This window comes from Acidobacteriota bacterium, assembly GCA_016184105.1.
Classification (GTDB): Bacteria; Acidobacteriota; Vicinamibacteria; order Vicinamibacterales; family 2-12-FULL-66-21; genus JACPDI01.
Genome location: JACPDI010000012.1, coordinates 126,874 through 141,801, shown reverse-complemented (window position 1 = coordinate 141,801; position 14,928 = coordinate 126,874). Strand labels below are relative to the sequence as shown.

Here is a 14,928-nt window from a genome sequence, read left to right as displayed (position 1 = left end):
ACGAGATCCTCGAATCCTCAAATCCTCAAATCAACCGTCTGCATATGCCCCGCCACGTGCGCCTGCCACCCCAGCTCGCCGGCGATCCGCCGTTGCAGCGCCGCCGCCGCGTCAGGCTCGCCGTGCACGATGTAGGTATCGGCGGGTGCGCGCTTGAACCCGCGCAGCCAGCGGAGGATCTCGTCGGCGTCGGCGTGAGCCGACATGGAGTCGAGGTGCGCCACGCGCGCGTTCACCGCGACGTCCACGCCATGGATCCTGACGGTTTTCGCCCCCTGGATCAGCTGTCGCCCCCGCGTGCCCGCGGCCTGGAATCCGACGAACATCACCGTGTTCTCCGGTCGCGGCAGGGCGGCGGCGAGATGATGGAGGACGCGGCCGCCGGTGGCCATCCCGCTTGAAGAAATGACGACGGCCGGGCCGCGCGATCGCACGAGATCGCGCGACTGCTGCGGCGAGGCGACGATCTGGAGCCGATCGGTCGCAAACGCCGCCACCTCGCGGTTGTGCCGCGGCACCGGCTGTTCCGGAGCCATCTCCGGATCGAGCTCCTCGAGCCGTCGCCCGTATTGCACGAGCGCCTGGGACGCCATCGGGCTGTCCACCCAGACAGGAATCACGGGAATTCGTCCCTCGTCCTCCAGGCGCTTGATCCAATAGAGGACTTCCTCCACCCGGCCGATGGCAAAAGAGGGGACGATGATCTTCCCGCGGCGTTCCGCCGTGCTGCGCACGATCTCCGCGAGGGCTTCGCCGTTGTCATCGGACGGGTGCCTGCGGTTGCCGTACGTGGACTCGACGAGCAGCACGTCAGCCTCTTCCACGGCTTTCGGATCCGGGAGCACCGGCCGGCTGTAACGCCCCAGGTCGCCGCCGAACAGCACGTGCGATCCGTTGGTGCGGATGCTTGCGTACGCCGATCCGAGCAGGTGGCCGGCGTTGACGAACTCCACGTCGACGCCCGGTGCCACCGGCACGCGGCGGTCGTACCCGACGGGCTGCAGCAGCGACAGGGCCCGCGCCGCATCTTCCATCGTGAACAGCGGCAGCGCGGGGGCGTGGCGCGTGTACTTTCCGCGATTGGCGTTCTCGGCGTCTTCTTCCTGTAGTTTTGCCGCGTCCGGCAGCACGATGCGGCAGAGATCGGCGGTGGCTGACGTGCAGAAGATCCGTCCCTTGAACCCCTCGGAGACGAGCCGCGGCAGGTAGCCGCAGTGATCGAGGTGCGCGTGGGTGAGGACGACTGCGCCGATCGATGCCGGCTCCACGGGCAGCGGCTGCCGGTTGCGCTCGCGCAGTTCCTTCAACCCCTGGAAGAGCCCGCAGTCCACGAGCACGCGCGCGCCGTTCACTTCGAAGAGGTGCTTCGAGCCGGTCACCGTGCCAGCCGCACCAAGAAACGTCAATGACGCCATCACCAAATCACCAAATGACCAGATGACCAGATTCTCTATGCGAAGATCCCCGGCAGCCCGCCGGTGTGCCAGAACAACACGGAGCGGGCGCGCGCCAGGCTGCCGCCGCGGCAGAGCGCAATGAGCCCCGCCATCGCCTTGGCCGTGTAGGTCGGGTCGAGGAACAGGGCTTCGGTGCGCGCTGCCAGCGACTGCGCCTCGCGCGACGCGAGTGTCGGAATGCCGTAGCCCTCGCCGACAAAACGATCGTCCACTTCGACCGCCGCTCCTCCACCCACCGGCACGCCGGGCAGGAGATCGGCGATTCCCTCGATGATCTCCTCGACGACGCCGCGCAGCGTGGCGGCCTCCTCGTCGGCGCTGATGCCGACGACGCGCGTCGCCCATCCAAGCGCCCGGCAGCCCGCCACGAGCCCCGCCTGCGTACCGCCAGAAGAAGACGCATGGACGATGGCGTCCGGTGGATCCATCTGCTCGGCAAGTTCCGCGACCGCGAGGACGAACGCCGCCGCGCCGAGCGGCGTCGAGGCGCCGAGCGGAATCACGAACGGCCGGTGCCCCGAGGCGCGTGCCTCCGCGGCAAGCCGCTCCATCGCGGGCGCGCGGTCGTCGCGGCTGTCGACGAAGTGCACCTGCGCGCCGAGCAGCCGGTCGAGCAGCGCGTTTCCCGTGAGCCGGTCCGGCGGCGATCCGTTCGCGACGAGCAGGCAGCGCATGCCAAGCCGGGTGGCGGCCGAAGCCGTGGCGCGCGCGTGATTCGACTGCACCCCGCCGCAGGTGATCAGCGTGTCCGCGCCGTCGGCCGCCGCGCGTCCCCCGACGAGCGCGAGCTTGCGCACCTTGTTCCCGCCGAACCCGAACGGAATCGCGTCATCACGCTTGACGTGGAGCCGGGCGGAGGCGCCGATCGCGTCGCGCAGGCGCGGCAGTTCTTCGACGGGCGTGGGCGCGGTGAGGAGAGGGGCCCGTGGAAGGACGGCCGCGGCGCCGCGCAGGGCCGGAGGACGCACAGAACGGCATAGTATCATCGGAGGATCCGATGTCCCTACTCGACGCGCTCGGGGGAGGAGGCCACGTCGTCGCGGCCGAACTGCGCCCCCCGCGCGCGGAACTCGCCGCGCCGGCAGGCATGGATGCCTGGATCGACACGTACCACTCGGTGCGCGCGCTCGTACGCCGGAACACGCACGTGTTCCTGACCGACAGCGCCGTAGGGCTCCGCGAGGAAGACAACCTCCGCCACCTGATCATCAATCTCGGAACCGACGTCCCGCGCGATCGGATCGTGCCGTTCCTGACGTGCAAGCACGAGCTGGAGTACTGCCTGAACTACGCCGACCGCGCGTGGCAGCACGGCTTCCCGGCGCTCGTCGTGCTGGGCGGCGACACGAGCGTCGGGGCCCCGCGGTGCGTGCCGCATGCCTGGCAGCTGCGGGCGGCGATCCGGGAGCGACGCCCGGAGCTGGCGCTTGGAGGATGGGCGAACCCGCACGCCGATCCCGAGCGGCAGGTCGAACACCTCGTCGCACCCGACGCCAACGCGGAGTTCTTCCTCACCCAGGTCGTGTCGCATCACGACGCGGGAAGGGTGGAAGCGTTCGTGAACCGGGCACGCAGCCAGGGGCTCGACACGCCGGGTGTCTTCGGCGTGTTCTACTACCGCAGCGCCAACACGCGGACGCTCGAGCGGCTGCGCGCCTTCCTGCCGGTGCCTGTCGAGGAGCTGGCGGCGGACTTCGCCGCGGGAGCGACGCCCGAAGACGTCTGCGCCCGGACGATCCGCACGCTCATGAACGCCGGCGCGCGGCACTTCTACATCAGCAACCTGCCCAACGCGACGGCCATCGCGACTTTCACGCGCGTGCTCGAGCGCATATAATCCCGCCGTCGAACCGCCATGGGCGCCTATCAGGATCGCGTGCCGTTCTCGGGCATCATCCGCATCCGCGACATGATGTACGGCGTCAGGAATCCCTTTCGGCTCGACCAGGGGGACGTCAGTTTCGACGCGCCCGACACCGTCAAGGACGCGATGGCCCGCGCGATCGCCGAGAACCGGTCGCACTACGCTCAGACGACGGGCGTGCCGCGGCTGCTCGACCTGCTCGCGGCGAAGCTGCGCGACCGCAACCGGATCCCCGTCGGCGGCTCCGACGAGCTGATGGTGACGACCGGGGGCATTCACGGCGGCTACGTCGCCTGCATGGGGCTGCTCGAACCAGGCGATGAAGTGATCGTCCCCGATCCGGAGTGGCCCCCGTGCATGGGCAACATCCTCAGCGCGCAGGCGGTGCCCGTCCCCTGCCCGCTTCGCGAGTCGCTCGGATGGCGCTGGGATCTCGACGAGCTCGCCGCCACGATCACGCCGAAGACGCGCGCGATTTATGTGAACTCGCCGAACAACCCTTCCGGCGGCGTGCTCGCGCGTGCCGATCTCGAACGGATCGCGGAACTCGCCGAGCGGCACGGCCTCTGGGTGTTCTCGGACGAGGCGTACGAGGACATCACGTTCGGCGTGGAGCAGGTGAGCATCGCGTCGCTGCCGGGACTGTACGACCGCACGATCCCGATCTACACGTTCAGCAAGACGTACGCGATGACCGGGCTGCGGCTCGGATACCTGGCGATCCGGGACGCGCGGATCCGCGAGCGTATGAAGAAGGTGCTCTTCTACACCGCCGGCAACGTCGCAACCGTCGTCCAGTACGGCGGGATTGGGGCGCTTGAAGGCCCCCAGGACTGCGTCGAGCAGTTCAGGATCGAGCTGAAGGAACGTCGAGACCTGTTTTACACCGGCATCCGCCAGGCGGCCGCCGGCATTCTCGGCGGCGAACCGCCGGCGGGCGCGTTTTACGCGTTCCTCAAGATCGACCCGTCGTGGATCCCGCCGGCCGGACTTTCGCAGTCGCGGTCGTGGGCGATGGCCGAGCACTTGATCACCCGCGCCCGGATCGGGTGCGTCCCGGGTGTGGACTTCGGCGCGCACGGCGAGGGCTACGTCCGGTTCTGTTTCGCGCGCGAGCGCAAGGAACTGGCTGGGGCGCTGGAATCTATGCGTGCGCTGTTTGCGGATCGCTCTCCAGCATCAGCCGGAGCTGCGTCGTAAGGTCGTCGAAGTCGATTCAGCTCTACTTCACGTGCCGTCCGCCGTCCACTCGCAGCGTCTCCCCCGTCACGAAGTCTGATTCCACGAGGCTGAGGACCGCTCGCGCGACTTCCTCGGGCCCACCCCAGCGGCCCAGGGGAGTGGCGCGTTCGACCGTTTCCTGCTCCTCGTCGGTCGTGCCCTCGGGCGCCATGATGGGGCCGGGCGCCACCGCGTTGACCAGGATCTGATCCGCGGCGAGCTCGAGCGCGAGCGCCTCGGTCAGGCCGATGACCGCGTGCTTGGCGACGTAGTACGCGAGATAGTTCTTGTATCGGGGGCGGCCGCTCCGCGCGATCCAATCGGAGAAGTTGACGATGCGCCCTCCGCCCGCCCGGCGCATGTGCGGTACCGCCGCCCGCGCGCAGAGGTACGCGGCGCGCAGATCGATCTCCATGGGCCGGGTCCAGTCGTCGAGCGTCATGCGGTCGAACTCGACGGCCGTGTACACGGACGCCATGTTGACGAGGACGTCGAGCCGGCCGAACTCCGCCACGGCTTCGTTCACCGCCGACGCGCAGTCCTCCGGCCGCGACAGATCTTTGTGGAGCACCAGCGAGCGCCGCCCCTCCGATCGGACGCGCGCGGCGGCGGCATCAGCCTCGTCTCGCGATCGATTGAATGTCAATGCCACATCGGCGCCGCGGGAGGCGAGCAACGCCGCCACCGCGGGGCCCATGCGTTTCCCACCGGTGATCAGGACGGCGCGCGCGTTGAGATCCATGCGCGCTACGCCTCGATCTTCCCGATCAGGATCACGCCGAACCGCAGCGTCCCGGCACTGAAGACGACGCCGTGGTGACCGGCATCGTTCGTCAACGAGCGCAGTGGTTCGTCGGTGGTCGCCGGCGGATCGATGCTCCACGCCGCCGGGTGCGACGCGCCGGTTGTCTGCTTCGAGAGATCGACCGTTCCCTGGTATCCCGCGGGCGCGGGATTCGTGTCCACCGCGGCGGGGCTGACGAGCAGAAACTCGCGGTGCGGCGAGACGCCGAGGTGATCGCCATTCATCGGCTGGAGCGCGAAGCGCAGCGTGTACACGCCCGGCGCGAGCGCTTCCGGCGGGGCGGCGTCGGTCTTCGACACGGTGAGCGGCGCCGTGCCGCCCGCCGCCTGGATCAGGAGCGAGAGCAGCAGGATGGTCAGTATCTGAACTCTCCAAAGAATGCCGACCGGCGATCGATCTGTTCCCACCGCCTGCCGAGCAGCGCGCCGCTGTACGCCTGGCGATTGGTCACGCCGAGGGTCGCGCTGTCGATGGCCGCGAGCGGATGGAACCACTGCAACGCGCTGCAGTTCGTGTCGTGCGCCATGTGGGTGCCGACGTCGATCGCCGCATCCCCCGCGCGAACGGCAATCGCGTGCTCGTCGCGCGAGAAGCCAATCGCCACCGGCTTGACGGCCACGACCTCGCCGACAAAGCCATTCGAGAGCGAGCGGACGAGCGTGACGAGCGCGTCGCGCTGCGCGCGGGTCGCCCGATCGTCCACATAAACAACCGACCGGATCGAGCTCGGCGGGACGCCGCCCAGCTCGCGCGTGCCGAGGTTCACGTCGGCCGTCACGGCGGCGACCACGCTGAGGCCGTCGAGCGGAACGCCCGCGAAAGCACCGCGGTCGATGCGCCAGGCCATGAGCGCTTCGCGCCCGCCGGTTTCCCCTTCGCTGTTCATGAGGCACCCGCCGGTGAACACCTCGGCGGTGCGTGTTTCGACGTAATGGCCGGCGATCGACGGCGAGTCCGCCGCGCGGGCCTCCGACGCGGTCAGCGCGGCGACGAGCCCAGCGGCGCCGCAAGCGATGAGCTTTCGCATGGTTCCCCCCTACCGGCTCGATTATACCGGCGAGGCCGCGAAAGCATTGCCGGCCTTCGGCCTTGACAGCGGCGTTACCCGCAACACCCTCGCCCGTGCTGGCACGCATCGCGGCTCACGGCGTCGCCGTCCGGGCCGAAGGACTTCTGCGTCTTCGCGCACCAGTACGCCGTGGCGCCCAGCACGCTGGTGAGATCGGGGTCCTCCTCGGCCCTGACGTACATGCCCTTGTGCCGCAGGTGCGAGCAGTGCAGCGGTGTCACGAGGCGGGATGCGGGTGTCGGGTGGTCCATGTCGTGCTCCTACGCGCCCGCGGGCACCGGTGCGCCCGACGCTTTCAGGATCGCGCGCTTCACGGCGGTGCGCGCGATCTGCACCTTGTACGCATTGTCGGTCATGGGCTGCGCGTCCTTGAGCGCGGCGTCGGCCGCCGCCGCTGCCGTCTGCTCGGTGATCGCCTGGCCCACGAGTGCCGCCTCGGCCGCATCCGACCGCCAGGGCACCGGCGCCACCGCGCCCATGACGATTCGCGCGCCCCGGACTCTTCCGGCCGTGATGTCGAGCACCGCCGTCGCCATCGCGAGCGGCCAGTCGTGCGACTGCTTGAACCGCACTTCGTACGTGGCGTTCTTCCTGCCGCGCGCGGCGGGTACGAGGACGTGCGTCACCAGCTCGTTGGGCGCGAGCACGTTCTCCTGCGCGAGATTCTGCGATGGCAGCACGAAGAACTCGCCGGCGTCGACCTCGCGCGATCCCGACGGCGACGCGATGCGGATCTTCGCGCCGAGCGCGACGAGCGGCACGGCCAGGCTCGACGGGTGCACGATGTGGCAGGGGCCGCCGCCGAGAATCGCGTGGTACTGGTTCTCGCCATCCACCGCGAAGCAGCGCGCCCCGCCCTTCTTGAGGCAGTCGAACTCCTCGTTGCGGAAATACCAGCAGCGCGGGCGCTGCGCGAGGTTCCCGCCGACGGTGCCGGCGTGCCTGATCTGCGGCGTGCCCACCTCGCCGGCGGCGTCCGCCAGCGCCGGGTACTCTCGCCGCACCACCGGGTGCTCCGCCAGATCGACCAGCTTCGCCGCAGCGCCGATCTGCAGCCCGCCGGCGGATGTCGCGATGCCGCGGTCGAGCTCCTTCACGTTGACGAGCCGGTCCGGCTGCGCGATGTAGTCCTTCATCATCGCCACGAGGTCCATGCCGCCGGCAATCGGCAGCACGCGCCCGCGCGTCGCCCCCAGCGCGGCCAGGGCTTCGCGCTCGTTTTTCGCGTTCACGTAAGCGAAGGGCCTCACAGCGTTCCTCCTTCGCGCTGCCGGTCGAGCGCCGCCAGCACGTGCGCGGGCGTCACGGGCAGGTCGCGAACGCGCGCACCGATGGCGTTGGCCACCGCGTTGGCGATCGCCGCCGCTGTCGAGATCGTCGGCGGCTCGCCGAGGCCGACGACGCCGCGCTCGGGCTGATCGACCAGCGTGATGTCGATCTCCGGGATGTCTGACGGGCCGGGCAGCAGGTACCACTCCATGTTCGGGTTCACCATGCGCGCCGTGTTGCGATCGAGGATCCGGTGCTCGTAGAGCGCGAACCCGATGCCCATCGTGATCCCGCCGTAGCACTGGCTCTCGGCGGTGAGCTTGTCGACGATGAGCCCGGTGTCCTGCACGCACACGATCTTCTTCACGCGCGTGACGCCCGTCTCGACGTCCACCTCGACGTCGGCAAACTGCACGCCGCTCGTTCCGACGCTCGACAGCCCTTTTTCCCACTGGCTGTCCACCACGATCGGGGTCGTGCCGAGCAGCGTGCACGCCTCCTTCCACGTGACGCCCGTCGACGGGTCGTCTTTCACGAAAATCCTGCCGTCTTTCGCGGCCAGCGCGAGCGGATCCGCGCCGATCGAGGGCGCAACCTTCGCGACGAGCTGTCCCAGCGCCTGCTCGGCGGCGATGCGGGCAACAGGAGAGACCGATCCGATCGTGACGCTGCCGCCGCTTCCCGGCGCGAACGGATACCGGCTGTCGCCGATCTCCACCTTCACGGCGCCCAGGGGCAGCCCGTACGTCTCGGCCACGATGAGCGCCAGCACCGTCCGCGTGCCGGTGCCGATGTCCTGCGTGCCGATGCGAATCAGCGCGCTGCCGTCGGGATGGATTTCGGCGTGGCCGCGCGTCTGCTGGCTGCCGCCGCCTCCCCACCGGTTCGCCGCGCACCCAAGCCCGCGCTTGATCGGCCCGGGGGCCGGATCCCCGGTCTTGTGCCGGCGGCTCCAGCCAATCCTGGCCGCCGCCATCTGGAAGTACTTCCCCCACATCCGGTTCGGCTCCTCCGGCGGGAGGTTCTTCAGCCTCAACTCCAGCGGGTCCATCCCGAGCTTGTCCGCCAGCTCGTCGATCACGACCTCCGTGATGAAGGAACCCTGTGGATGGCCAGGGGCCCGCATGGCGCGCTGCGGACCGGCGTTGATGTACACGTCGCGATGGCGGCGACGCCGGCTGGTCCAGACGTAGACCGGATACGGCAGCGGGAACCCCGCGCCCTGACCCGCGCCCCCCGTGCCCCAGGTTTCTGCGTCGAACGCCACGAACTTGCCTTGCGCGTCCACGCCGGCGCGGACCTTCGCGTACGCCGATGGGCGGTTGCCCGTGCCAAGCTGTTCCTCCTTGCGGTCGAGCATCAGCTTCACGGGTTTTCCGGCCTGCCGGGCCAGCTTCGATGCGACGACCACCTCGAAGTCGGGCCCCAGCTTGCTCCCGAAGCCGCCGCCCATGTACTCGGTGATGATGCGCACGTTGGTCTGCGGCACGCCGAGCGCGGTGGCAACGCCGTTGGCCGTCGCATGGACCGCCTGCGTCGAGACCCATGCGGTCAGGCGATCGCCTTCCCACTCGGCAACGCAGCCGTGCGTCTCGAGGCAGCTGTGCGTCTGCACCTGGGTGGAGTACGTGCCCTCGACGACATGCGCCGCGGCGGCGAAGCCCGCCGCGAGATCCCCTTCTTCCTCGAGCGATCCCTGCGTCACGTTCCCCTTCGGGAACACGGCGGGGGCTTCGGGGCGCATCGCCTGCTCGACGGTGGCCAGGTGCGGCAACACCTCGTAGTCGACTGTGACCAGCCGTGCGGCGTCATGCGCCTGCTCTTCGGTGTCGGCAGCGATCGCGACCACCTCGTCTCCCTGGTACATCGCCTTGGCCGCATCCGGCTGCGACACGTCGACGAGCGGGAGGACCGCGCGAACGCCTGGGGCCTTCTCGGCCGCCGAGACGTTGACGGCGCGAACCCGCGCATGCGCGTGCGGCGACCGGACGATCCGGGCGTAGAGCATGCCGGGGCGCCGGATGTCGTAGGCGTACGTCGCGCGGCCGCTCGCCTTGGCAGGGCCGTCGAGCCGCCGGGTGCTCTTGCCGAGCAGCGTTGGTGAGGACGGCCAGCTAGCCACGCTTCACCCCCTTCGCGCTGAGCGCGGCCTCCAGCACGCGCGAATAGGTGCCGCAGCGGCAGATGTTGCCGTCGAGCGCCTTGCGGGCTTCTTCCGCGGTGGGGTTCGGGTTCCTCTCGAGGAGCGCGACGGTGGCGGTCACGAACCCGGGCGTGCAGAAGCCGCACATCAGCGCGTCGTGCTCGCAGAAGGCCTGCTGCACCGGATGCAGCACGGTGCCTTCCGACAGCCCCTCGACGGTCCGGATGTTCTTCCCCTGCATCTCGATCGCGAGCGCCGAGCACGCGTAGATGGTGCGGCCGTCCACGATCACCGTGCAGGCGCCGCAGGCGCCCCGATCGCACACGCGCTTCGCACCGGTCATGTTCAGACGGTTGCGCATGGCGTCCAGCAGCGTGACGCGCGGCTCGACCTCGAGCCGATGCGCCTTGCCGTTGATCGTCAAGGTGATGGGTACCGCGCCGGGACCCACCGCAGCCGTCTGCGCGCCGGCTTCGGGTGGCCCGGCCACGCCGGCTGCTATGCCGCCAACGCCGACGGTCTTCAGGAAGTCACGGCGGCTGAATCCGAAATCGTCTTTCGGCGCCATGGAGAGGAAGCCTCCGAGGAAAGAGGCATCAATCTAACATATTCACCGCCGAACGCGCAGAGGACGCGGACCTCCTCATGGCGCGGTGTGAAGGAAGGGAGTCAGTGATTGACCTTGGATCGCAGGCGTGCCCGGCCGAGCGCCGCCTGCTCGCGTGATTCCTGCCGCCAGCCGTCGACGGAAAGGGCGCCGGCGCCGGTGAACAGGAGGCAGATGAGCCCGCCAATCAGCACGAGGTTCATCTCGACTCCGTGCCCCACGCCGGACGCCACCGACCAGTTGAGGAAGAACCCGTTCCTGAGGTGGACCTTGTAGGCCGCAACCGCCATTTCGATGGCAAGCGCCGCGGCGGCCCACCGCGTCAGCAACCCCGGAATCAGCAGCAGGCCACCCCCGAATTCGACAACGCCCACCAGGCCTGCCAGGACGATTGCCGCGTGGGCCGGATCGAGCTTCACGGCGCTGAATGCGGCGAACAGCGGCCGATCGAAACCAAGCGCGGCAAAGTACACGGCGGTGTCACGAAGGCCGCCACCGCCCCACACCCCGAACAGCTTCTGGGCGCCGTGGGCCGCAAAGACGGCAGCCAGCGCAAGCCTCAGGATGGCCGGACCGTACGCAAACAGCCTCATCGTTGTTCTATACTCCCCTCCTTATCGGCTGCTCTGCCGGCAGAAGTGAGGCCCCATGCTGACACGCCGTAATTTCCTCCAAAAAAGCGGCTTGGCCGTTTCGGCGCTTGCCCTCGAGCGGGGTCGGCTCCGGGCGGCCGCCTCGCGCGCCGCGGGAGTCCCGCCGGAAGACCTCGCCGGCGACGAACGCTACTGGCGCGAGATCCAGCAGGCCTTCACGCTCGATCGCACGATTATCAATCTCAATAACGGCGGCTGCTGCCCGAGCCCGCGCGTCGTCCACGAGGCGCTCAAACGATACCTTGACGTGTCGAATCAGGCCCCGGTGTACCACATGTGGCAGATCCTCGAACCCAACATCGAAAGCGTCCGCCGCCGGCTTGCCGCCGAGTTCGGGTGCGACGGGGAGGAACTGGCCATCACGCGAAACGCGAGCGAGGCGCTGCAGATCGCGCAGCTCGGCCTCGATTTGAAGCGCGGCGACGAGATCCTGACGACCAACCAGGATTACGGGCGCATGCTCGACACCTGGGAGCAGCGCGTCCGGCGTGACGGAGTCAAGCTGACGAAAATCTCCTTCCCGGTGCCGCCCCCTTCCGCGGCGGATCTGGTGCAGCGCTTCGAGCGCGCGATCACGCCGCAGACCCGTGTCATTCACTTCTGCCACATCACGAATCTCACCGGCCACATCTTCCCGGTGAAAGCGATCTGCGACATGGCGCGCTCCCGCGGCATCAAGACGATCGTGGACGGCGCGCACGCCTTTGCGCATTTCCCGTTCAAGGCCGCCGACCTCGGCTGCGACTTCTACGGGACGAGCCTGCACAAGTGGCTGCTCGCCCCGATCGGAACAGGGTTCCTGTACGTGCGGCGCGAGCACATTCCGGCTCTCTGGCCGCTCACGCCGGCTGCCGCGTCGCGCAGCGCAGACATCCGGAAGTTCGAGGAAATCGGGACGCACCCTGCCGCCAACCACAACGCGATTGCCGAGGCGTTGACCTTCCACGAGGGGATCGGATCGGACCGCAAGCTGGCGCGACTGCGGTACCTCCGCGACCGCTGGGCGGCGCGGATGCAGGCGCATCCACGAATCAGGATCCACACCGACTTGAAGGAGGGCGCCTCGGGCGCGATCGCGACCGTCCAGGTCGTCGGCATCCCGACGCCGAAAGTCGTCGACTATCTGTGGAGCCGCTGGCGGATCATCGCGACACCGATCGTGCACGCCGAATACGAAGGCGTCCGCGTCACGCCGAACGTCTACACGACGGTGGAGGAGGTCGACACCTTCGCGGCCGCGCTCGAGCAGCTCGCGCAGAAGGGATTGCCGGCGTAGAAGTCTCTCGCCGCGGTCAGAAGTACACCGTCAGCCCGCCCGTCCACATCGAGCCTTCGTGCGACAGCTTGAGCTTTTCCGCGAGGGAAGCGACCACTGGAATGCGAAGGCCGCCTGACGCGGTGTCGGCCGGCTCCGCCGTGACCTGGTCGGCACCGAAGCGGATGAAGGTGTACCGATAGTCCACGTGAACCGCCGCGCGCCGCCCGAGCCGCAGCTCCCCACCGAACCCCGCGTGGTAGCCGAATTTTCGTGTCGTCGTGCTGTCGAGAACCGTGCTCGCGGCATCGAGCGACTCCACGCGTTGGGAGTACCACCCGATGCCGCCCAGCAGGTACGGCGACAGCGACGCCCGCACCGGGTACAGGAGCAGCGTGCCCTGGATGGGGTAATCGCGCGTGCGCTCGTTGAGGCTCTGATTGACGACCGCGCGCCAGTCGAGGGCGAGCTCGAGCGCGGTTCTTGGGGACACGCGCGCGCGAAGCACGCCGCCGGTGTAACGATCGCCGCTGCTGCCGGCCACCGTATCGCCGCGCACGACCGCAAGTCGCGGCCCCAGTCCGATGTCGGCGCTGGCCGGTGAAGGAAGCAGGAACGCCAGTGCGGCGAGTGCGCCGGCCGTCTGGAAACGGTGCATGGAACCTCCGTTCGTAGTTTCGGAGGTTCGGGGCGTGGGCTGTAGAACGGGCTGCCGGAGACAGGAAAGCTGAGCACCCTGCGAAAGTGCTGGCGTTAAGAAGTGCCGCGAGGTCTTCTCCCGGCACCAATGCTCCCCTGTCTCCGGTAGCACGCACGGGGTCGTTGGTGACCCCTCGTCCTTTAGGTGAGCACCTTCACGACGACACGGCGGTTCTGCGCGCGGCCGTCACGAGTGTCGTTCGGCGCGATCGGCTTTTCCTCGCCGTAGGTGATCACGTTCATCTTGTGCAGCGGCACCTGGTGCGTCTCGTAGAGGTACCGCTTGACCGCCTCGGCGCGCTCGAGGCCGATGCGCTTGTTCACTTCGGGAGTCCCGACGTTGTCGGTGTGTCCTTCGATCTCGATGAAGGCGCCCTGCGGGTCGGCCTTTAACTGCTCGACCAGGCGATCCAGCTCCGTGCGCGCCTCGTCCGGCAAATCGCTCTTGGCGAACTTGAAGTTGCCCTGGTCTTCGCTGATGACCACTTCGTAGACCAGCCGCTTCGTGGCGCGCTCGATCTCCTCCGCGCGGAGGCTGACCTTCTCGATGCCCGCCTTGCTCTCGTCAGCGACCTGCGTCACGCGCTGATCGACATCGCCGATCCTCTGCTCGTTCTGCCGGGTCCGCTCCTGCGTCTCCTCGACGCTCTTCGACAGCGTGGAGACCTTGTCGTTGACTTCCCCCACGCGCGTCCGCACGAACTTCTTCGTCGCGCACGCACCGGCGCTCACGCTGACGAGCGCCACCATGACCGTTGCCCATAGTGCCTTCCGCATGTGCTAGTGCCTCCCAAACGGCCCGGACGTCTGCCGGACCTTACGACCTCACCACGTATCCGCTGCGCGCGCGTACCACCGCGCTGCGCTCCTTCACTCGAACTTCGATCGGGTGCCACCCGGGCTCGGTCCCCGATTCGAACGCGATCACGTACTGGTGCCGGAGCTCCGAGACGATCTGCCGCGCCGCGACGCTCGCGTGCGCCGGCACGCTGGCGGTGAGCACGTCGCCCCCCGTCCATTGCGCCAGGTTGGCGAGATCCGCGGCCGATTCCTCGAACTGCGTCTCGACCGCCGTGTCGGCGCCCGGATGATCGAGCGGTGACACGACCGCGAGCACGTAGACCGGCACGTCGATGGCGCTCGCCGCGCGGGAGACTTCCTCGGGCCGCAGTTGGCTGGCCGTGTCGACGCCGTCGGTGAGGACCACAATCGCCTTGCGGCGCGCGCCGCGTTCCGCCATGCGCGCCGCCGCGGCCGCCACCGCATCGAACAACGCCGTCGTCCCAAATGGCTCCGCGCTCTTCAGGCGTGTCTTCACGCCTTCGATGTCGGAGGTGAACGGCTCGGTCGCCGTGAGCCGGGAGTCGAACGCGAAGACCGCGACCTCGTCGCGCCTGGGATCCAGCGTCGCAAGAATGTGCGCCGCGGCGGCGCGCGCCGCCAGCGCCTTCGAGGACACGCTCATGCTCCCGCTTTCATCGAACAGCAGGGCGATGCTCACCGGGGCCTCCACGTCGACGCGGAAGTCGCTGATGGCGCGCGGCGCTCCCTTGTCGAGCACCTGCACGTCGTGCCGCGTCAGGTTGCGCATGAAGCGCCCTTTTCGATCGCGGACCACCGCCGCGACCGTGACCATCTGCACCGAGCTGCGGAAGCGCGGGGCCGCCTGTCCCGCCGGGACGGCGTCCACGGGTCCGGTTGCGCGCGTCGCCTCGGTTGCGCTCGGAGCTGGTCCCGGCGAGATGAGCAGGCACGCGAGCAACGCTGAGGTCGCAGTCCTCACGCAGCACGACACCACCAAGGTCCGCGCCAGCTTTCGATCGGCGAATTTCCTAATGATTTCGCGGATTTCGGTCGGTTTCGCCGGCGGAAACACTCATGGTCGT

The 14,928-nt window shown here is 68.7% G+C and carries 16 protein-coding genes; 3 read left to right on the top strand and 13 right to left on the bottom strand.

Annotation, left to right across the window (positions count from 1 at the left end):
* Positions 1 to 17 precede the first annotated feature (17 nt).
* Positions 18 to 1,415 (bottom strand): MBL fold metallo-hydrolase, encoded by a 1,398-nt coding sequence (locus HYU53_04840; protein ID MBI2220513.1) that lies wholly within the window; start codon positions 1,413 to 1,415, stop codon positions 18 to 20.
* Between the two features lie 35 nt (positions 1,416 to 1,450).
* Positions 1,451 to 2,425, bottom strand: a complete 975-nt coding sequence (locus HYU53_04835) for a D-cysteine desulfhydrase family protein (GenBank protein MBI2220512.1) — start codon at positions 2,423 to 2,425, stop codon at positions 1,451 to 1,453.
* Positions 2,426 to 2,454: 29 nt separating this feature from the next.
* Between HYU53_04835 and HYU53_04830 the strand changes: the two genes are divergently transcribed.
* Positions 2,455 to 3,294: a hypothetical protein gene (locus HYU53_04830; GenBank protein ID MBI2220511.1), complete on the top strand. Its 840-nt coding sequence runs from the start codon at positions 2,455 to 2,457 to the stop codon at positions 3,292 to 3,294.
* 18 nt (positions 3,295 to 3,312) lie between these two features.
* Positions 3,313 to 4,521: a pyridoxal phosphate-dependent aminotransferase gene (locus tag HYU53_04825; GenBank protein MBI2220510.1), complete on the top strand. Its 1,209-nt coding sequence runs from the start codon at positions 3,313 to 3,315 to the stop codon at positions 4,519 to 4,521.
* Positions 4,522 to 4,543: 22 nt separating this feature from the next.
* Here HYU53_04825 and HYU53_04820 read toward each other — a convergent pair whose 3' ends face one another.
* The 8 genes from HYU53_04820 to HYU53_04785 form a co-directional block, all read right to left on the bottom strand.
* Positions 4,544 to 5,284, bottom strand: a complete 741-nt coding sequence (locus tag HYU53_04820; protein MBI2220509.1) for an SDR family oxidoreductase — start codon at positions 5,282 to 5,284, stop codon at positions 4,544 to 4,546.
* A 5-nt stretch (positions 5,285 to 5,289) separates the two neighbouring features.
* Positions 5,290 to 5,754, bottom strand: a complete 465-nt coding sequence (locus HYU53_04815; GenBank protein ID MBI2220508.1) for a hypothetical protein — start codon at positions 5,752 to 5,754, stop codon at positions 5,290 to 5,292.
* On the bottom strand, positions 5,703 to 6,374 hold the full coding sequence (locus tag HYU53_04810) for a DUF1326 domain-containing protein (GenBank protein MBI2220507.1): 672 nt from the start codon (positions 6,372 to 6,374) through the stop codon (positions 5,703 to 5,705). The genes HYU53_04815 and HYU53_04810 overlap by 52 nt, the downstream gene beginning before the upstream one ends.
* A 74-nt stretch (positions 6,375 to 6,448) precedes the next feature.
* A complete protein-coding gene (locus tag HYU53_04805) occupies positions 6,449 to 6,667 on the bottom strand; it encodes a hypothetical protein (GenBank protein ID MBI2220506.1) in 219 nt (72 codons plus the stop codon).
* Between the two features lie 9 nt (positions 6,668 to 6,676).
* Positions 6,677 to 7,666 (bottom strand): FAD binding domain-containing protein, encoded by a 990-nt coding sequence (locus HYU53_04800; GenBank protein MBI2220505.1) that lies wholly within the window; start codon positions 7,664 to 7,666, stop codon positions 6,677 to 6,679.
* On the bottom strand, positions 7,663 to 9,807 hold the full coding sequence (locus tag HYU53_04795) for a xanthine dehydrogenase family protein molybdopterin-binding subunit (GenBank protein ID MBI2220504.1): 2,145 nt from the start codon (positions 9,805 to 9,807) through the stop codon (positions 7,663 to 7,665). The genes HYU53_04800 and HYU53_04795 overlap by 4 nt, the downstream gene beginning before the upstream one ends.
* On the bottom strand, positions 9,800 to 10,396 hold the full coding sequence (locus HYU53_04790; GenBank protein MBI2220503.1) for a (2Fe-2S)-binding protein: 597 nt from the start codon (positions 10,394 to 10,396) through the stop codon (positions 9,800 to 9,802). Before HYU53_04790 ends, HYU53_04795 begins: the two co-directional genes overlap by 8 nt.
* A gap of 101 nt (positions 10,397 to 10,497) precedes the next feature.
* Positions 10,498 to 11,028, bottom strand: coding sequence for a DoxX family protein (locus tag HYU53_04785; GenBank protein ID MBI2220502.1), 531 nt, complete (start codon positions 11,026 to 11,028; stop codon positions 10,498 to 10,500).
* Between the two features lie 55 nt (positions 11,029 to 11,083).
* On the opposite strand from HYU53_04785, the gene HYU53_04780 reads away from it, so the two are divergent.
* On the top strand, positions 11,084 to 12,364 hold the full coding sequence (locus HYU53_04780; GenBank protein MBI2220501.1) for an aminotransferase class V-fold PLP-dependent enzyme: 1,281 nt from the start codon (positions 11,084 to 11,086) through the stop codon (positions 12,362 to 12,364).
* 16 nt (positions 12,365 to 12,380) lie between these two features.
* Here the strand turns inward: HYU53_04780 and HYU53_04775 are convergent, their stop codons facing one another.
* From HYU53_04775 to HYU53_04765, 3 genes are all read right to left on the bottom strand, one after another.
* A complete protein-coding gene (locus HYU53_04775) occupies positions 12,381 to 13,001 on the bottom strand; it encodes an outer membrane beta-barrel protein (protein MBI2220500.1) in 621 nt (206 codons plus the stop codon).
* Between the two features lie 182 nt (positions 13,002 to 13,183).
* Complete coding sequence (locus HYU53_04770) at positions 13,184 to 13,819, bottom strand: OmpA family protein (protein MBI2220499.1); 636 nt, start codon at positions 13,817 to 13,819, stop codon at positions 13,184 to 13,186.
* 40 nt (positions 13,820 to 13,859) lie between these two features.
* The gene (locus tag HYU53_04765) at positions 13,860 to 14,825 is read right to left on the bottom strand and encodes a VWA domain-containing protein (GenBank protein ID MBI2220498.1); all 966 of its coding nucleotides are present in this window, start codon (positions 14,823 to 14,825) and stop codon (positions 13,860 to 13,862) included.
* Between the last annotated feature and the right edge of the window lie 103 nt (positions 14,826 to 14,928).